Source organism: Arcobacter sp. LA11 (assembly GCF_001895145.1).
In the GTDB taxonomy this organism is placed as follows: Bacteria; Campylobacterota; Campylobacteria; order Campylobacterales; family Arcobacteraceae; genus Halarcobacter.
Genome location: NZ_BDIR01000015.1, coordinates 56,498 through 76,000, shown reverse-complemented (window position 1 = coordinate 76,000; position 19,503 = coordinate 56,498). Strand labels below are relative to the sequence as shown.

The window sequence follows — 19,503 nt, the reverse complement described above, 5'->3', positions numbered from 1 at the left end:
TTTATTATAATTACTTATTCTTTTGGAGAAATAAATGAATATTATTGAAGGTAATTTAAGACTAAAAGGTAATGAAAAAATTGCTGTAATTAATGGTAGATTTAACCATATTATTACTGATAGATTAGTTGAAGGTGCACAAGATGCATTTAAAAGACATGGTGGAAATGAAGAAAATTTAGATTTAATTCTTGTTCCTGGCGCATTTGAAATTCCTTTTGCTTTAGAGAAAGCCTTAGCAAGTGGTAAGTATGATGCTGTATGTTGTGTTGGTGCAGTTATTCGTGGTGCAACACCTCATTTTGATTATATCTCAGCAGAAGCTACAAAAGGTATTGCAACTGTAGCTTTAAAATATGGAAAACCTGTTTCAAATGGTGTCTTAACTACTGATACAATCGAACAATCAATTGAAAGAGCTGGTTCAAAAGTAGGGAATAAAGGTGCTGAAGCAATGACTACAATCATTGAGATGTTAGATTTATACTCTGAGATGGAGAAATAGATTGGCAACTAGAACACAAGCTAGAGAATCAGTAATAGGTCTGTTGTATGCTTATGATTTAGGTAATGAAGGTATTGTAAAGTTTGTTGATGAGATCTTAGAAGATAAAAAAATCAGAAATAAACAAAAAGAATTTGCTTTAGATTTATTTAATGGTGTAGTAGAAAATATTGAAAAAATTGATGAAGAGCTTATTAGCCATTTAAATCAAGGTGGAATCAAAGATATTGGAAGTGTTGAAAAATCAATTTTAAGACTTGCGATTTATGAGATTTTATTTAAAGATTTAGATAAACCAATTATTATTAATGAAGCTATTGAATTATCAAAAAGACTTGCATCTGATGGTGCTCCAAAATTTATAAATGGTTTATTAGACAAAGTTAACAAGGCTTAATAAATGAATAGTATGAAACTTTGTGTATCTTTAGATTTACCTAGTGCAAAAGAAAATCTTGCTTTAGTAGAAGAAATAAAAGATTTTGATGTATGGTTAAAAGTAGGTTTTAGATCTTATATTAGAGATGGAAAAGCTTTTTTAGAAGACTTAAAAGCTATAAATCCAAATTTTAAAATATTTTTAGATTTAAAACTTTATGATATTCCAAATACTATGGCAGATGCTGCTGAAGAAATTGCAAAATTTGGACTTGTAGATATGTGTAATGTTCATGCAAGTGCAGGTAGTAGAGCAATGAGAACTGTTATGGATAGAATAAAAGATATTCCAAATAAACCAATAGTTATAGCTGTAACTGCTTTAACGTCATTTGATAATGATGAGTTTAAAGATATTTACAATGAAAATATTGAAACAAAAGCTACAAAGATGGCAGTTGACACATATAATTCGGGTGTAGATGGTGTAGTCTGTTCTGCTTTTGAGAGTTTAGATATTAAAAAAAATACATCAAATGAATTTATAACTCTATGTCCAGGAATAAGACCTTTTGGTGAAGATTCAGGTGATCAAAAAAGAGTTGCAGATATTTCTTTCTCAAAAGAAAATTTAGTTGATTTTATAGTTGTAGGCCGACCAATATACAAAGCAGAAAACCCAAAAGAAGTTGTAAAGAAGATTTTAGAGAATATTTAATTCTCTTCTTCTTTTTCTGTATAGTTTCTTCCTTTTTCTTTTGCTTTATAAAGTAATTTATCAACTCTTTTTAAAATAGAAAAAAAGTTATCATCTTCTTTTAGTTTTGTACATCCTATGCTTATTGTGAAGTTTATATTGTAGTTATCTATTTCTATTTTTTGTGCATATAATCTTATTCTTTCTGCAAGAGTATAGGCATTTTCTAGATTTGTATTAGATAAGGCAATTAAAAACTCTTCTCCTCCATATCTAGCAACTACATCACATTTTCTTGTATTTCTTTTAAAAAGCTTTGCTATTTCTATAAGAACTTTATCTCCAGTTTGATGACCATATTTATCATTTATTCTCTTAAAATAATCAATATCAATTAGTAAAAATGAAAGTTCATGTTTATATCTTTTACTAATGTTTACTAAAGATGTTATTTCTCTTTGCATTGATCTACGATTTTGTAATTTTGTTAATGAATCTGTGTTTGCAAAGTATTGTACTTTTGTAAGTAAAGCTTTTAAATATAGAGCAATAAATGTAATTAGAAGTAATAAGAAAAGTATAGTTATTTTTCCAATGCCATTAAAGAATGCTTCTTTTCTTATTTCAAAGTTTTGTATGTTGTGTACAAGGTTAATTTCATTTTCTACAATAGGAATAAAAATACTATTTTTATTGGATATTTTATCTCCTAAATTAAAATCATTATTACTTGCAATTATTTGGTTTTTTTCATCAATTAAATATGTCTCACCAATTAAAATGTCTTCTGGAAGAAGATGTGTAAGGGTATTTAGTCCTATATCAATTGATACTACACCTTGAAAAGAGTCATTTTTTTGAATAGGCATTGACAGTGTTGTCATTAAGCCTTTCCCTGCACCATCTTTATACAAATCAGTAATAATCAAATCTCCATCAGGGTTATTTTTAGGAATAGCTTCTTTCCAAAAAGCATTGTTATATTGTTCTTTTAAATTTCTATCATCTTTGAAATAATAGTTTGGAGACATATATATAAAGTTATTTTTGGAAGTATAGTAAACCCATTTTAAATCTGGTATTATTTCCATTGAGGCGTTAAAAATTGACTTTAAGTGTAATGCTGAATTTATTTCATGTATTGTTTCTGTATTTAATTCTTCAGGTTTACCAATGCCGATGACTGAACTAAGATCTATAGAGTTTATTCCATAAAAATTTATAACACTATAAAGGTTCTTTTTTTCGTCATATTTTATTGCTTCAAAAGCAGGATGCTTAATACTTTCAAAAGCTTCAATATTTAGTTTATCTTCAATTGTGTATTTTAATGAATAAATAAGAGCTTCAGATGTTTGAAAATATTCTTTGATATTTAGAGATTTATTTATCAGTTGATAGTTTATGTTAGTTTTTATTTGGCCTATTTCATTCTTGTATATGGAGTAAGAGCCAATGGAGAATATCCCTAAAAGGGTAATAATTAGTAAAGGAGCTATTTTTTTGAATTTTCTATTCATAACTAAACCTTTAATAAAATTTTACATCTTTTTTTATTAATTTATGATAACCCGAGAAATAGGGCTTTTATATAATATTTGTATATATTTTTTTATTTTAAAAATCATCTTTAAGTTAAGAGATTCTTAAGAACAAAATAAGTACAATTACAACCCTAATTCAAGAGGACAAGTGGGTGAGTTGGCTGAAACCACATCCCTGCTAAGGATGCGTACTGGTAACGGTACCGAGGGTTCGAATCCCTCCTTGTCCGCCACTTAAACAATAAGTTTGAATTAGGCTTTAACCAGGGTCTATAGCTCAGCTGGTTAGAGCACTCGGCTCATAACCGAGTGGTCGAAGGTTCGAGTCCTTCTAGACCCACCACTTTTATGCGGGAATAGCTCAGTTGGCTAGAGCCTCTGCCTTCCAAGCAGATTGTCGCGAGTTCGAGTCTCGTTTCCCGCTCCATATAGTAAAGATGAATTGGTAAGACTTCTTTATTATTTAAAAATCCATTACCAATAGTGTGCGGGAATAGCTCAGTTGGCTAGAGCCTCTGCCTTCCAAGCAGATTGTCGCGAGTTCGAGTCTCGTTTCCCGCTCCACTTTTAGATATTCAATAAATTTCATTTTTATAATCCTTTTTTTAATCTTTTGACAATTATCCAATCCCCCTAATTATATTTTAGAACAAATAATTTTGAATATTAAAAATAATAAGAAATATTTATTACATAAATAATATAATTATATGAGCTATAAATAATCATATCAAAAAAACTAGTGATACTAAAAATGCAAATAGATAAAAGGAATATATAATGACAGAAAAAGAAAAAAGAAAAAAAATTATTGAACTTGTTAATGAATTATTAACATATGAAGCAACAGAAGAAAGAGAAAGTGAAATATTTTTAGAAATTGATAAATTATCACCAGACCTTTATTGGAGTGATTATATTTATTGGGCAAAGGGGAAATATCATAATTCTGATGGAAGTTTAAATATGGAAAAGTTTTTAGATAAAATATTTAGTTATAAACCAATTATCTTACCATATAGAAAATAGGATTTATTTATATAGTTTATTATATTATTTTTAAACTACCACTTTAAACTTTTAACAAAATCTTCAACTATTTTCTTATGGTCAAATACTAGTTTTTCTAAAGGTATTTCTTTTATTGGATATACAAAAACTTCTTTTGCATCATCTTGGGCTTTTGGTTTTCCTTTTGCTTCACATAGATATACAGCAGATGCTGTATGAAATCTTGGGTCTCTATTTGGATTAGAGTAGATATTTTGTAGTGCTAAGATTTTAACATCAAGTGATGTTTCTTCTTTCATTTCTCTTACTAGGGCATCTTCAACTGATTCGCCTATATCAACAAACCCTCCTGGAAGTGCCAGACCATACGGTTCATTGAGTCGTTCAATTAGTACTATTCCTTTAAAAAAATCATTATCATCATATAGTTTTATAATACCATCTGTACTAAGATGTGGCGTTTTTATCATTTGATACCTTTTTGTTTTTTATATTATAGTGAAATTTAAATTCTTGTTTGATATAATGATTCTCTATATGCGGGAATAGCTCAGTTGGCTAGAGCCTCTGCCTTCCAAGCAGATTGTCGCGAGTTCGAGTCTCGTTTCCCGCTCCACTTTTTAACTGCAATTAATATAAACTTTAATAAAATGTACAAAATTTATCTAAAGAAAATTAATTATATGACAGAATTTAACAAAGACGTTTTTGAACAAGTTTTACAAGCATCCTTTTCTTTCTCAAATCAAGCTATTTATTGGCTAAGTAAAGAAGGAAAACTGTTATATGCAAATAATAATGCTCTTGATGGGTTAGGATATACTCTTGAAGAGCTTCAAGAGTTGTATGTTTGGGATGTGGATTATAATGTCAATACCAAAGAGAAATATTTAGAAGCTGTAGAATCTTTTGCGCTTAATAATAACGATCCTTTATTAAATATATTAGAAACACATCATAAAAGAAAAAATGGAGAAAAGTTTCCTGTTGAAGTAGTGTCAAAAGTAGTAAATATTGATAAAGAAGAGGTTTTAATCTCTTATGCAAAAGATATTACTAATAGACTAAAAAGAACTGAAGATATAAAGTTTTATTTTGAATTGATAAACTCTTCAGAGGATATGATTTTTTTAATAGAACATGAAACAGAGTTAGTAGAGTTTGCAAATAAAACAGCATGTAAAAATTTAGGATATTCTCTAAGTGAACTAAAAAAAATGAAGGTCTCAGATTTTAGAGAACCTTTTGAAAAAATGGGTAATCTTGAGCTACCTGAGATATTTAAAAAAATACAAGAATCGAATAATTTAACTACTTTTGGTATATTTAATACAAAGGATGGGAAAAAAATTCCTGTTGAAACATCTTTACATTTAAAAAGCTATCATGGAGAAAATTTTGTTACTGCAATATCTAGAGATATAAGTGAAAGATTGGATATTGAGACAAAAAAAGAAGAGTTAAATAAGAAGCTAACTGATTATAATAAAACATTACAAAAAGAGATATCAAAAGCTAAACAAGAATTAATAGAATATGAAAATATAATGAAGCGACAATCCAAAATGGCTGCAATGGGTGAGATGTTAGAAAATATAGCTCATCAATGGCGACAGCCATTATCTGCTGTATCTGTACTTTCAACAGGTATGATACTTCAAAACGAACAGAATATGCTTACAAAAGATTTTATAAATGCAGGTTTAAATGATATAAATGATAATGTGCAATATTTATCAAAAACAATTGATGATTTTAGAAATTTTTTTAAACCTAATAAACAAAAAAATCATTTTAATTTAGAGCAGTTAATTAATACTTCTATTAAATTATCTAAGGCAAGATATAGTGGTGAAATTATTGATTATATTCTTGAGATAGAAGATCTTGAATTATATACTTATGAAAATGAATTATTGCAAGTGTTGTTAAACTTAATTAGTAATTCAAAAGATGAATTGATCAAAAAAGATTATAGAAAGTGTATTTTTATTAAAACAATGAAAAATGGAAACTCTATTGTAATAAATATAAAAGATAATGGAGGGGGAATTGATAAGTATATAATGGATAGAATATTTGAACCATATTTTACTACTAAACATAGTTATCAAGGTACAGGAATAGGATTATTTATGTCTGAAAATATAATAAAACATATGTCAGGTAGTATATCTGTAGAAAATGAAGATATCGAGTATAATGGTAAGCAATATAAAGGTGCTTCATTTAATATAAAATTACCAATATAAAAGGAAAATAATGAGTGATAGATTACATGAAATAATTGCAGAGATTGGTATAATTCATAAAAAATTTTTAAACGAAAAGAAAATAGAAGATTTAGATTATGTATTAGAATATATTGAAGATTATGAAGATGACCTAAAAGAGCATTATTTGATGCTTCTTTTACAATATTATTTTCAACAAAATAGTATAGAAAATTTAAAAGAGTTACTAGTTCTTGGATATAAATTTGATATGAGAATGGAAGATATTAAAGTTGCATTTTTGAATATCAGAACAAATGAAGAAAATGTTATTGAGTTATTAGAAGATAATGTTGTTTTTTTCAAAGATAGTAGTTATGAAGAACCTTTAAAAGTAATGTATGAATACTATATGGATAATAAAGATTTACAGGTAATTTTAGAAGAAACAATAGAATTAATAAAAAGAAATAGATATGTATGTGCATATGCTTATAAAAATAAAGATTTTGATTTTGCAAAATTCTTCTTAAATGATGATTTAGTAGAGTCTTTAAAACGTGATTTACCTTATCTTTTAAAATAGGAAATTCATATAAAAAAATTTAAGAAAGTTCATGTAGAAATCACTAATATTTGTAATTTAAAGTGTAGTTTCTGCCCTCCAAAGATTGTTCCAAATGAAACTATGAGTTTGGAACAGTTTGATAAGTTAAATGAAGAGTTAAAAGAAGTTACTAATGAGCTTGCCTATCATATTGTAGGAGACCCTTTAGTTTTATCAAATTTAGATGATTATTTAAATATTAGTTTAAAACACGGCTTGAAAATTAATATTACAACAACTGCAAATAATCTATTAAGAAAACATTTTGATACTTTAATGAATAAGATAATTAGGCAAATAAATTTTTCAATCAATTCATATAATGCAAACTCTCATAAAAAAAGTTTAGATGAATACCTTAATCCTATTTTAGATTTTTGTGAGTATGCAATTTTAAAAGAGCAACATTTTTTTATAAATTTGAGAATATGGAATTTAGATGAAAATGAAAGTGCAAAAAAATTTAATCAAGAAGTGTTTAAAAGAGTAAATGAAAGACTTGGTTCTTCTATTGATATAGAAAATGTTTATAAAAATAGACCTAAGAATATTCGAATTGCAAGGATGATATTTTTTAACTTTGATGAGTATTTTAACTGGCCAAGTTTAGATAATGAGTTAGTATCTAAAAAAGGTACTTGTTATGGACTTGATTCTCACTTTGGAATACTTAGTTCTGGAAAAGTAGTACCTTGTTGTTTAGATAAGGATGCAGTTGTTGATTTAGGTAATACAAATAATACACGATTAGAGGATATATTAAAGTCTCCTAGAGTTAAAGCTATTCAAAATGGTTTTAAAAATAATATTTTAGTAGAAGAATTTTGTCAAAAATGTGAATATCGAACTAGGTTTGATAAGTAGTTTTTAGATATAATTTTTTTTCTTATTTTGAAATGAGATATTTAAAAGGATGAATATGTTAGAAGGTCAAGTAATAGGCTTGAGTGTAAAAGATTTTTTTACAAAACCTATGTTAAAGATTGCAATTTTACCACTTGTATTTACGATGATTATCATGTTACTACTATTTTATAGTGCAGCTGGTTATGGCTTTGAAGCTTTACAGTTATTTATAGAACAGAGTCAAAATGGACAAGAAGCCACTATTGACCCTAATGCACCTTTTTATATCGTATGGACTATGTATATAATTGCATTTTTATTTAAATATTCTATTACTTCATGGCTTGTTGGATTTTTAGTTTATACAGTAGGGACTATCTTTGTGATGATGTTTTCTGTATTTTTAACAATTTTGATTATAGGATTTTTAACTCCTATGATTTTGAAAGTATTACATAAACGCCATTATTCTCACTTGCAAATAAATGGTTTCGGGACACTATTAAGTCCATTGTGGGTAGCTTTAAAGAGTATTATTATAATGTTTTTACTTTTTATACTATTTATACCGCTTTATTTTATTCCAATTGTAAATTTAGTTGCAATAAACTTACCAATATATTACTTTTTTCATAAGCTTCTTACATTTGATGTAGCTTCAACTATATTAACAGAAGATGAATATCAAGTAATTCATGGGAAAAAAGCTGGTGCTTTTAGACTTAGAACTTTGCTTTTATATTTTTTATCGATGATTCCTTCTATTATGTTATTTTCTGCAGTATTTTATATCATATATTTAGGACATAGCTATTTTCAAGAGCTTCAAAAATTAAGAGGTATAGAGTTGGATGTAAGTGATATTAAAACTGAAATAAAACAAATCGAAGATAATCAAAGTACTAATCTATAACCAGTACCTTGAACATTTCTAAGTGCATTATCTGGAAGTTTTTTTCTGAAGTTTTTAATAAATAGTCTCATTGCATTTGGTGTCATGATATTATCATCATTCCATATAATGTTTTCCATTTCTTCATAAGTAATGATTCTATTTTTTTGAATAAGTAGTTTTAAAAATTGATTCTCTTTTTTTGTCAATTTAAACTCTTCTTGTGGCCCTTGAATAAGAGATTTACTTTCATCAAATAACCAACCTTCTATCATATTATAAACTCTTGCTGTATCATAACTTTTGATAAAAGCTTCTAGTGCTTCCGTTAGTTTTACTTCAGTTATTGGTTTTACAATATATTTAACTAAATGTAGTTCTGTAGCTTCTAACATATAATCTAAATCAGTGTGTGCAGAAGTTATGATAACTCTAACTTTACTATCTGTTTTTCTTATTCTTTTTACTAGCTCTATACCTGACTCATTTGGCATTCTTATATCAGTAATTATTAAGTCTGGTTTTTTAGTTTCATATAGATTAAATCCATCACGGGCATTTTTTGCTACATAGATTTCTTTAAATAGATGTTTTAGTATTTCGTTAATATTATTTCTTATTCCTTCTTCATCTTCTATGTAAAGAAGTGTAAAATTACTAAGTTGTGATATGAGAGCTTTATCCATAAAAAACCTTATTATTAAAGATATGGTATCATATCAAAAATATCTTTATATGGGAATTGAATTGAAATTTATTACCGAGAAAAACATATCAAAAATCATAATTTATGTTTTCATTATTATCATGACTTCGATGATTTTAATGATTTCTTACTTTTACGTGAAAAATACCTATGAAGATTTTGATTTACAAATGGAAAAATTTGTTCAAGAATATTATAAGAATCAAAAAATATCTTTAAAAAAAGAGATTGATACTATTATTGATATCATTAAATACAATGCTACAAAAAGTGGAGAAGATGAGCTAGCTGTAAAAGAAGATACCGTTAGACTTTTAAACAATGTCTCTTTTGAAAAAGATAAAAGTAACTATATTTTTGTATATGAAATTTTAGATATAAATGGTGGAGATAATTTTGCAAAATTATTAGTAAATCCAAATAGACCAGATTTGATTGGAAAATATATTTCTACACACTATGAAGATATAAATGGAAAGAAATTTCGTGAAGCCTTTATGGATGATATCCGAGTAAAGGGGGAGTCTTATACTGGGTATGCTTATAAAAAAGTATATACAGAAGAGATAAAACAAAAACTCTCTTATTTTAAATATTTTCCAAGATGGCATTGGGTTATTGCAGTTGGAGTTTATGTTGATGATATAGAAGAAGAGATTGCAAAAAATAGAGAACTTTTAAAAACAAGAGTTCAAAAACAAGTTGTTCAAAATATTTTACTGTTTTTACTATTTTTATCTTTGGCAATTGTAATTTCAATATTAGTCTCACAAAAAATTGATGAGGTTTTAAAAGCTTATCAAAGAAAAGTTCAATCAAAATCAGCAGCACTCAAAGAGTTAAATGAAACTCTTGAACGAAGAGTTGATGATGAGATTGAAAAAAACAGAGAACATGAACAGCTTCTTGTACAAAAATCAAGGTTTATAGCCTTAGGCGAAATGATATCAAATATTGCCCACCAATGGCGACAACCTTTATCTGAATTGTCATCTATTTTTATGTTTGTAAAATTTAAATATAGTATGGGACAACTTGATGAAGATATGATGAATCAAAAGTCAAAAGAAGCAGAAAGAGTTTTAGAGTATATGTCTCATACTATTGATGATTTTAGAAACTTCTTTATGCCTAAAAAAGAAGCAGAAAAGTTTAATTTAAGATCTGCAATGGATTCTATTATGACTATTATCTCTAGTGCTCTATCTAATAATAGTATCAATATAACTATCTGTGTAGATGCAAATATCTATTTAAATACTTATATAAATGAATTTGAACAAGTAGTGCTTAATATTATTACAAATGCAAAAGATGTTCTAATAGAAAAAGAGGTTAAAAATCCATGGATAAAAGTTTATACCCAAGAAGATGAATATAATATAACTATTTTTGTTGAAGATAATGGTGGAGGAATTCAAGTTAAACCAAGAAATAAAATCTTTGAACCATATTTTACAACAAAAAAAGATAGTGATGGAACAGGAATAGGGCTTTATATGTCCAAAACTATTGTAGATAAAAATATGAATGGAAAACTAAGAGTTAGAAATAGTGAACATGGTGCTAGGTTTGAGATAATTATTCCTAAGTAGTGAGTAAAAGAGTAGAATAAAATTTATTTATTTTTCATTTTAATTTTCAGTATCATAAAAATAAATATATTCAATAGAACATCTACCATTAGGATTTGCAGTGTACCCAACTCCAATTGCTTTATTTGAAGCTTTTCTCATCATTATTGTATTAATCCAGCCTTTTTCAATATCTGATTTGATTGAAAACATAAAGGGCCAACTTTGATCTTTACATAAAGGAGTATCTTTAAAGAGTTTTAATAATACAATATTACTTTTATGTATATAGAAACCTTTTACTTTTGAGCCAACTTGGTCTGAAGCATTAATACTTGAATATGTAAATATAAGTATTATAAAAAATTTTAAAATTTTTTTCATGAGTTTTTTATCCTATTTAATAGTAATTCTATGTAAATTACAAAAAGTATCACTTCCTGTATCATTAACTTCAATATGAATTTGCTTATCTGCCATTTTAGCAGCTATTAAAGCTGAATAAATAGCTTTGCTTTCAGGTTTATTTGTATCAAGAATAGCCCAGTAATCGTTAGTACAACTTAATCCCGTGATATCATGTCTAGGGATAGTTTGAACATGAGCGATACCGTCTGAATATGTAGATATCATATTTATTTTTACATTGGTCGTACTTAAAGATGCACCATGTAATGAGATTATACTAACAAACATAGCTAAAAACCATTTTTTCATAAAACAAATCCTCTTATTTTAAATTTTCCAAATCAGATTTAATATCCTTAAACTTCTGATTTATTTTGTCAACTTTTTCTTTCTTTTTATTCTCTTCTTTTATCTCTTTTGCAGTTAATTTATTATCTTCTATTAAATTATCAGCTTTTGAAACTAACTTATCAATCTCTTCAATCTTTGATTTGATATTTTCATTTTTCTTTGTTAATATCTTTTTTTTCTCTTCTCTTATCTTTACTTCTGTAAGAGAATTACTTTTTACCGTTTTTATCTCTTTTTGAATAACTTGTTGTACATTTTTATCTTCTATTAGTACTTTTTTTTTCTCTTTTTCAGGTGTAAAAAGTATTATTGAAGATGTTACAAGTCCAAATATAATAAATATATAAATAAATAATTTACTCAACTTAAAATCCTATTAAATTTTTTAATATGAAAGAGTAATAAAGTTAAGCTTTATATTATATTAAAATAGATAATATTTTCGCATATTTTCACAGGAGTTATACTTGAAAAGATTATTAGTTTTAAGTTTATTATTTATATTAAGTGTGGTTACAAATGTAAATGCACAAATTGTTGGTGCTACAAAAGGAAAATTCAATGTTTCAAACGGAACTGCCTCTTATTCATTAGAAATAGTGATGCCAAAAGGTACAGCAGGACTTAAACCAAGTTTATCAATAGATTATAGTTCATCAAATAACTTTAATGGTTTATTAGGTGTAGGGTTCTCTTTATCCGGCCTTTCTCAAATCTCAAAATGTAATCAAACTCTTTTTAGTGAAAAGAAAGATTCTTCAAGAAATTATAATTATTGTATTGATGGACAAAAATTAGTTACAAAAAATAGTAGTACAACTTATGGTTCAAATACTACATATAAAACAGAAGTAGATACGTACGCAAAGATAGTAAAAACTTCAACAAACTGGACAGTATATACAAAAGATGGGCTAATATATGAATATGGAAAAACTACTGATTCAAATGATTCAAATACATTTTTTAGAGTAAATAAAATAAAAGATAGATATAACAATGAAATAAATTTTAAATATGATACTACAACAAAAGCTTTACTTCAAATAGCCTATGCAAATAATGCAATTGATTTAATATATGAAGATAGAACAGATACTAAAACTTTATACCAAAGAGGCGTAAAAGTTAATTTATTAAAAAGATTAAAAAAAGTTTCTGTTAAAACAAATGGCTTTGAAACTTCTTCTTATAATTTAGATTATCAAACGATTAATAGAAAATCAATATTGTCATCTATTACTGAGACTATTGACAATAAAAGTTTGCAGCCAATTATTTTTAATTGGAATAATTTTAATGAAAGTACACTAGTAAAAAAAGATAGTTTTCCTTCAGGAGTATTTCCACAAGGAAAAAAATCAAAATATTTCCCTGCCGATTATAATGGAGATGGTTTAGCAGATATTCTTGCACTAAATTATTCAAATAGTTCTTATTCATGGGTAGCAATAGCCAATGAAAATGGTACATTTACAAAAAAATCTTTTAGTGGTTATCCTTTAGATGATGATACAAAATATTATCCTGCCGATTATAACGGAGATGGTCTTACTGATATGTTGGCAATGCATTACAAAGGTTATAAAAATTCTTCACTTTCTTGGATAGCATTATCAAATGGTGATGGAACTTTTACGAAAAAAGAAGGTCTTACTAAATATTTTAAAAATTTTGGTGGACTTTTAGATCCTTATGGGATGCAAAAAATTAGATATTATACAAATGATTATAATGGCGATGGACGTGCAGATATTGCTGCATTTCATTATATGAATAAAGATGCTTCCTTTGTTCTTTTATCAAATGGTGATGGAACTTTTACTAAAAACACAGATGTTAGTAAATTTGATTATCATAAAGAAGCAAAAATTCATTTGGGAGATTTTAATGCAGATGGATTTATGGATATAGTATCTTTTTATAATACAAAAAAGATTTCTTATAGTGAAACGGATTTAGAAAAATATTCTTGGATAGCATTATCAAATGGTGATGGAACTTTTACTAAAAAAAATAGCTTTAATAACTTTGATGTGAGTTATGCTAGCCTTTCAACGTATTATCTAGCTGATTATAATGGCGATGGATTTACAGATATTTTTTCTTCTGCTTATAGTACAATGGGTTCAAATGAAGGGGAAGATATAAGTAGTATGGGTTGGATAGGAATTTCAAATGGAGATACTACTTTTACTAAAAAATCTAATATAAATCTATTTGGACAATATGCGGTAGGTAAAAATTTTTACCTAGGTGATTATAATGGTGATGGAATAAGTGATATTGCATATATAAATACTAAAAATAGACATAATAATACCATAGCTCTATCAAAAGGAGATGGTTCATTTGTAAAAAATACACAAATAAGTGATTTCCGCATGAATGATGCTACTTCCATATTTCCCATAGATTATAATGGAGATGGACTAACAGATTTAATGTCAATAAACTATGATAAAGCTGGATATCGATATGTTGCAATATCAAAAGGAGATGGAACTTTTACAAAAAAAGATTTGTCTACTCAAATTTCTATGGATGAATATTCTCAAATCTTGCCATCGGATTACAATGGTGATGGTCTTACGGATTTAGTATCTTTAAATTATAATAATAATTCATATTCATGGAGTCTACAATCAGATGCAAATAAACTTAGAATATCATCAATAACAAATAATAAAGACGAAGATATAAATTTAGAATACAGCTCATTATCAGATAAGGATATCTACTCATCTACAAATAACCTATCTTTTCCAAACAGAAGTATAAAGAATTCACCAATGCAAGTAGTAAAAAGCTATACAACTTCAGATGGAATAGGAGGAGTGAGTAAAACAAGTTACAAATATAAAGACTTTGCAATTAATTTAGAACGAGGCTCATTAGGCTTTGAAGAAATAGAAACAATAAATGAAACGACTAATTCAAAATCAATAGTAATATATAATCAAAATTATCCATATATAGGAACCCCAAAAGAGTCAAAAGCCTATGTAAATAATAAACTAATGTCAAAAAGTACAGAAATATATACCCAAGTAACAAATGCTTCAAGTGACTCTTACCAATTACATAAAATAAAAAGTACTTCTTACTCTTATTCCTATGATTCAGGAAATCAATTAGTAAAAAAAGAGACTATCAATTCAGATATTGATAGCTATGGAAATATAGGAAGAATTGAAACTATAACCGAAGGAAATGGAAAAACATTTAAAAAAACTATCCAAAATACTTATTCAAACTATGAATCATCTTGGATATTATCAAGACTTGATAACAGTAAAGTTATCCATGAAGCGCTAGGAAAACCTTCTATAACAAGAGAATCAGAGTTTGAATATGATACTTTAACTGGAACACTAGTAAAAGAAGTAATAGAACCAAATGATGTAAAATCTTTAAGTAAATCATATGTATATGATTCACATGGAAATAAAATATCAGAAACAATCTCTGCTTCAAATATGACTCCAAGAACTACAACCTTTACTTATGATACCTATGGAAAAAATCAAATAAAAATAACAAACCTTCTAGGGCATAGTGAAACAAAAACTTATAATAATAAAGACCAAGTAATATCAGTAACAGGACCAAATGGTCTTACAACAACATTTGCCTATGATGAAATGGGAAGAAAAATAAAAGAGACAAGAGCTGATGGAAACTATACCACTTGGGAATATTCTTGGACAAATGATGGACATAAAGTAATCCAAAAACTAAATGGAAAATTTCCTGTAACAGTATTTTATGATAAATTAGGTAGAAAACTAAAAACTATAAAAGTTGGATTTGATGGAAGAAATATTATTGAAGAAATTGAATATGACTATAGAGGAAATAAAGCAAAAGTCTCAACCCCATACTTTGAAGATGAAGAACCAGAATATATAAACTACAGCTATGATGATATAAATAGATTAGTAAGACTAAATTCTCCAGGATCACATGATACAAGAGTAGATGATACAATTGAATATACAGATTACTCAACAATAAAAACAAATGCTAATGGACAAATAAAAACTACAACAGTAAATGTCCTAGAAAAAACAGTATTTGTAAATGATAATAGCCAAAGTACAATAACATATGAATATGATGCAATAGGAAACCTTTTAAAAACAATAGATTCTAAAGGAAATGAAATAATCATAGAGTATGATAACTTTGGAAATAAAACAAAACAAATTGATCCAGATATGGGTATTTGGACATATAACTATAATGCCTTAAAACAATTAGTATCTCAAACAGATGCAAAAGCACAAGTTACGTCTTTTACTTATGATACCTTAGGAAGAGTCCTTACAAAAACAATACCAGAAGGAATAATAGAATTTAAATATGATATAGGAAATAAAGGCCTAGGAAAAATTGTTGAAGAAAAAGGTATAGGCTCAGTAAAAAAATATACTTATGATAATCTTGGTAGAGTTAATACTGTTACAACAAGAATAGATGATAGTTATGACTATATAAAACAATACACTTATGATTCTTTAGGAAGAGTTTCAAAAACAATAGAACCAAATAATGTAGAGATAAAAAATAACTATAATGAACATGGATACTTGGATTCAGTAACAACACCAAGAAGAAATGCAGGAGTTGTTAGTGCTGATAGATTTAGAGATGAAATTGCATATGACATGCAACAATATCTTGAAAATAAAAAATTATCAGTAGAATATACAGCTAAAATAAATAAATATAATCTAGATGTAATAAGATATACAAATATTATAGAACTATATAAAGATAATCCTGCTAAAGCTGATATTGTAAATCAATTAAAAAATCATGTAAATGAACTAAAAGATTTAATATATACCCTTGAAGGAGTTGTATCAAACTATAATAAAACTACAAATACCCTAAATGAAGCAAACCTACAACAATGGTTAAATGGTTCTGATAGTGCAGAATTAGCGACGCTATATGCAACATTTAAAGATGACTTAATAAATATAGCAGAATATTCTGTTTCATTATTAGAAGAACTAAAAGTACAAAAAGAACAATCTCAAAAGTTATTATATTGTGGAAATGTAGATGGAATAATAATCTTCTGCCCAGATGAAATGTCTCATGATTCAACAATCTATACAAAAGAAGACAATCTTCTTTTCTATGGAACAAGTGCCGAAATAGTATCTTTTTATGAAACAGCCTTAAGTAATCTAACAAGTGATGTAAACTATATAAAAGATTTAAATCAAAAAGTAAGATATTATGAAGAACTGTCAAATGCTTATACTAATAAAGCTTCAGCATATACTGAAATCTTAGAATCAGATGATATATACTTCTATAAAGTATTAAATCAAAACTCACTAGGAATCATAACTTCATATTTATCAGGAAATGGTTTAGAAACTACAGCTCATTATGATAGAAGAGGTATAGTTTATAGTATGAAAACAGGCTATGATAGTAGCACTGAAGAGATAAGAAATCTTTCATTTGAATATGATAGTTTAAATAATGTTTCAAGAAGAGTAGATAGTAAACTTGATGTAGAACATAACTATATATATGATTCCTTAAATAGATTAACATACGCAAATATAGATACAAAAGGTACATCTTCTGTATTATCATACCAATATGATGAAATAGGAAATATGACTTATAAATCTGATATAGGACATTATGAATATAATACCTCAAGACCACATGCTGTATCAAGTATAGGTAATAAAACATTTACATATGATGCAAATGGAAATATGACAAATAATGATGGTAAAATTATCACATATAGCTCATTTAACAAACCTATAAAAATAGAATCAGATAATAAGATTGTTACCTTTGATTATGATGCAAATAATAAAAGATTTAAAAAGACATCAGGAAGTGATACTATTCACTATCTTGGAAAATCATATGAAAAGAATTTCTATGCAAATGGTGTAAGTGAAGATAAATACTTTATCTATGCAAATGGAAAACTAGTATCAATATTCTCAAATAAAAGTGATCAATACTCTGCTAAGTTCTTACACTATGATAACTTAGGTTCAGTAGATACTATAACAGATAACCTAGGTGTAGTAGTTGAACGTAGAGCATATAAACCATTTGGTAAACAGTTAAACTTAGATAAGTTTGGAAATGAAGTACAAACAACATCTCCTACAACAAATAGAGGATTTACTGGACATGAACATATAAATGAAGTAGGGCTTATCCATATGAATGGAAGGGTTTATGATCCTACTATTGCAAGGTTCTTATCTGCTGATCCACATATACAGGATTCTAAAGATACACAAAGTTATAATAGATATACTTATGTTAAGAACAATCCTTTGAAGTATACTGATCCTTCTGGCTTCTTTTTTAAATCAATTAAAAAGTTATGGAAGAAGATTAGTAAGATTGTTGTTATAGCAATTATTTCATATTTTACAGCCGGTGCAGCTTCTGCTTGGGTTGCAGGATGGGGTACTTCTTTTGGTACTGCTGCAGGGATGGGTGCTTTAACCACTACAACTTTAGGTAGTGTTATTGCAGGAGCAATAACTGGTGCTGTAACAGGTTTTGCCTCCGGCTTTATAATGACTGGTTCTCTCTCTGGTGCTTTAAAAGGAGCTGCATTTGGAGTATTAGGTGGAGGAATTGCGGGAGCGATAGGAGATTACTTTGGGCATAGTTCATCTTTATTAAATGGAGGTGGTGTAAATGCAGTTAAAAAGGCTATTGCTCATGGAATAAGTAGAGCTGGAATTAATAAACTTCAAGGTGGAAAGTGGAATGCAGGTTTTTGGTCTGGATTTACAGCTTCTGCATTTAGCCCGGGAACAACACTTGGAGGAGAAGATTCTGGAGGATTTATTTTGAGAACTACAATTGCAGGTGTAATTGGAGGAACTGCTTCAGAATTATCTGGAGGTAAGTTTGCTAATGGTGCCGTTTCTGCGGCTTTTGTGCATATGTTTAATGCGGAGGCAATAACAATAATGTCAAATGCATTAACTACTAATAAAATATGGACACGTATTAAAAGTCTTTTTAAACTTAAATCGGAAATTGATTTATTGAAATTTCAAACTGAAATTGATAGTCAACTTGAGTATCTATCTAAAAAAGCCAGTGCTTCTGGTCATTATAAATTTGCTAACGATATATCAAGATATAGAGTTAAATTTATGAAAGAAATGAGTAAAAGTTTTGTTAGATACGAAATGACAGGAGTAATGGATGTATCAAATGTTCTTAAAGTAAAGGGTAATTTTTGATTAGAGTTTCCAAGATGTTTAAAGTAAGTACTTATATCTGTTTACTATTTGTTGTAGTATTTATATTTATAAAGTTAGGTTTTTTTGATCAATCTGAAATAAGCATAGAAAAGTTTAAAGTTAAGAAGCCTCTATTTTATCGGAGTTCAATTAATTGTAATAGAACAATAGATTATATGCAAAATTATTACATGTGTATAGTAAACTTTAAAGGAGTATTTAATAATAAAGTTATCAATTATAATATTTTGAAAAAAAAAGAAACTTTATTTTTCTCTTCATTAAAAGAGGATTTGAAAGTTTCTAATATTGATTTCAATAACTGTAATATTAATAAAGAAAAATTGTCAGAAAGTGGTAATAGTCATTTTATTTCAATTTATAAATATCCATTTATAGTTAGAATTGCAGACTTTGATAAAAATCGAATAGAAAAAGTTATTAAACAAGTTTGTAATAATAGTAAAAGAATTGAAATACCTTTCAAATAACACTCCAGGGCTTGA

General features: G+C 27.3%; 17 protein-coding genes and 5 tRNA genes. 16 read left to right on the top strand and 6 right to left on the bottom strand.

Going from position 1 to position 19,503, the window contains the following annotated elements; all coding sequences use genetic code 11:
• The first annotated feature begins 34 nt into the window (after positions 1–34).
• Genes ribH through pyrF form a run of 3 tightly spaced genes read left to right on the top strand, consistent with a single transcriptional unit; the run spans position 35 to position 1,601 of the window.
• The gene (gene ribH, locus BT997_RS13595; RefSeq protein ID WP_072682484.1) at positions 35–505 is read left to right on the top strand and encodes a 6,7-dimethyl-8-ribityllumazine synthase; all 471 of its coding nucleotides are present in this window, start codon (positions 35–37) and stop codon (positions 503–505) included.
• Between the two features lies 1 nt (position 506).
• Positions 507–902: a transcription antitermination factor NusB gene (gene nusB, locus BT997_RS13590; protein WP_072682483.1), complete on the top strand. Its 396-nt coding sequence runs from the start codon at positions 507–509 to the stop codon at positions 900–902.
• 12 nt (positions 903–914) lie between these two features.
• Positions 915–1,601 carry an orotidine-5'-phosphate decarboxylase gene (gene pyrF, locus BT997_RS13585; RefSeq protein WP_072682504.1) on the top strand — a complete coding sequence of 229 codons (687 nt, stop codon included), beginning with the start codon at positions 915–917 and terminating at the stop codon, positions 1,599–1,601.
• On the opposite strand, the gene BT997_RS13580 is transcribed toward pyrF, so the two are convergent.
• The gene (locus tag BT997_RS13580; RefSeq protein ID WP_072682482.1) at positions 1,598–3,100 is read right to left on the bottom strand and encodes a sensor domain-containing diguanylate cyclase; all 1,503 of its coding nucleotides are present in this window, start codon (positions 3,098–3,100) and stop codon (positions 1,598–1,600) included. The two genes, pyrF and BT997_RS13580, sit on opposite strands and share 4 nt — an antisense overlap.
• Positions 3,101–3,266: 166 nt before the next feature.
• On the opposite strand from BT997_RS13580, the gene BT997_RS13575 reads away from it, so the two are divergent.
• The 5 genes from BT997_RS13575 to BT997_RS13555 all read left to right on the top strand — a co-directional run bounded on the left by BT997_RS13575 (position 3,267) and on the right by BT997_RS13555 (position 4,153).
• Positions 3,267–3,357 (top strand) — tRNA-Ser (locus BT997_RS13575).
• 33 nt (positions 3,358–3,390) lie between these two features.
• Positions 3,391–3,467 (top strand) — tRNA-Ile (locus tag BT997_RS13570).
• Between the two features lie 7 nt (positions 3,468–3,474).
• Positions 3,475–3,551 (top strand) — tRNA-Gly (locus tag BT997_RS13565).
• 60 nt (positions 3,552–3,611) lie between these two features.
• A tRNA-Gly gene (locus BT997_RS13560) sits at positions 3,612–3,688 on the top strand.
• 216 nt (positions 3,689–3,904) lie between these two features.
• Complete coding sequence (locus tag BT997_RS13555; protein ID WP_072682481.1) at positions 3,905–4,153, top strand: hypothetical protein; 249 nt, start codon at positions 3,905–3,907, stop codon at positions 4,151–4,153.
• A gap of 35 nt (positions 4,154–4,188) precedes the next feature.
• Here BT997_RS13555 and BT997_RS13550 read toward each other — a convergent pair whose 3' ends face one another.
• Positions 4,189–4,605 carry an NUDIX hydrolase gene (locus BT997_RS13550; RefSeq protein WP_072682480.1) on the bottom strand — a complete coding sequence of 139 codons (417 nt, stop codon included), beginning with the start codon at positions 4,603–4,605 and terminating at the stop codon, positions 4,189–4,191.
• Between the two features lie 69 nt (positions 4,606–4,674).
• Here BT997_RS13550 and BT997_RS13545 point away from each other — a divergent pair.
• The 5 genes from BT997_RS13545 (at position 4,675) to BT997_RS13525 (ending at position 8,714) form a co-directional block, all read left to right on the top strand.
• Positions 4,675–4,751, top strand: a tRNA-Gly gene (locus tag BT997_RS13545).
• A gap of 67 nt (positions 4,752–4,818) precedes the next feature.
• A complete protein-coding gene (locus tag BT997_RS13540; RefSeq protein WP_072682479.1) occupies positions 4,819–6,387 on the top strand; it encodes a PAS domain-containing sensor histidine kinase in 1,569 nt (522 codons plus the stop codon).
• 10 nt (positions 6,388–6,397) lie between these two features.
• Positions 6,398–6,934, top strand: coding sequence for a hypothetical protein (locus BT997_RS13535; RefSeq protein WP_072682478.1), 537 nt, complete (start codon positions 6,398–6,400; stop codon positions 6,932–6,934).
• A gap of 3 nt (positions 6,935–6,937) precedes the next feature.
• Positions 6,938–7,819, top strand: coding sequence for a radical SAM/SPASM domain-containing protein (locus BT997_RS13530; protein ID WP_072682477.1), 882 nt, complete (start codon positions 6,938–6,940; stop codon positions 7,817–7,819).
• A gap of 55 nt (positions 7,820–7,874) precedes the next feature.
• A complete protein-coding gene (locus BT997_RS13525) occupies positions 7,875–8,714 on the top strand; it encodes an EI24 domain-containing protein (protein WP_072682476.1) in 840 nt (279 codons plus the stop codon).
• On the opposite strand, the gene BT997_RS13520 is transcribed toward BT997_RS13525, so the two are convergent.
• On the bottom strand, positions 8,696–9,379 hold the full coding sequence (locus tag BT997_RS13520) for a response regulator transcription factor (protein ID WP_072682475.1): 684 nt from the start codon (positions 9,377–9,379) through the stop codon (positions 8,696–8,698). The two genes, BT997_RS13525 and BT997_RS13520, sit on opposite strands and share 19 nt — an antisense overlap.
• Here BT997_RS13520 and BT997_RS13515 point away from each other — a divergent pair.
• On the top strand, positions 9,363–10,994 hold the full coding sequence (locus BT997_RS13515) for a cache domain-containing protein (protein WP_258239495.1): 1,632 nt from the start codon (positions 9,363–9,365) through the stop codon (positions 10,992–10,994). The two genes, BT997_RS13520 and BT997_RS13515, sit on opposite strands and share 17 nt — an antisense overlap.
• Positions 10,995–11,033: 39 nt before the next feature.
• Here BT997_RS13515 and BT997_RS13510 read toward each other — a convergent pair whose 3' ends face one another.
• From BT997_RS13510 to BT997_RS13500, 3 genes are read right to left on the bottom strand one after another with little or no spacing between them, the layout of a single operon-like run.
• Positions 11,034–11,357 (bottom strand): hypothetical protein, encoded by a 324-nt coding sequence (locus tag BT997_RS13510; protein WP_072682474.1) that lies wholly within the window; start codon positions 11,355–11,357, stop codon positions 11,034–11,036.
• Between the two features lie 12 nt (positions 11,358–11,369).
• The gene (locus BT997_RS13505) at positions 11,370–11,690 is read right to left on the bottom strand and encodes a hypothetical protein (RefSeq protein WP_072682473.1); all 321 of its coding nucleotides are present in this window, start codon (positions 11,688–11,690) and stop codon (positions 11,370–11,372) included.
• Between the two features lie 13 nt (positions 11,691–11,703).
• Positions 11,704–12,096, bottom strand: coding sequence for a hypothetical protein (locus tag BT997_RS13500; protein WP_072682472.1), 393 nt, complete (start codon positions 12,094–12,096; stop codon positions 11,704–11,706).
• Positions 12,097–12,199: 103 nt separating this feature from the next.
• Here BT997_RS13500 and BT997_RS13495 point away from each other — a divergent pair, with 103 nt between their 5' ends.
• Entirely contained in the window at positions 12,200–18,997 is a 6,798-nt protein-coding gene (locus BT997_RS13495; protein WP_072682471.1) for an FG-GAP-like repeat-containing protein, read from the top strand.
• Positions 18,994–19,488 carry a hypothetical protein gene (locus tag BT997_RS13490; RefSeq protein WP_072682470.1) on the top strand — a complete coding sequence of 165 codons (495 nt, stop codon included), beginning with the start codon at positions 18,994–18,996 and terminating at the stop codon, positions 19,486–19,488. Before BT997_RS13495 ends, BT997_RS13490 begins: the two co-directional genes overlap by 4 nt.
• Positions 19,489–19,503 lie beyond the last annotated feature (15 nt).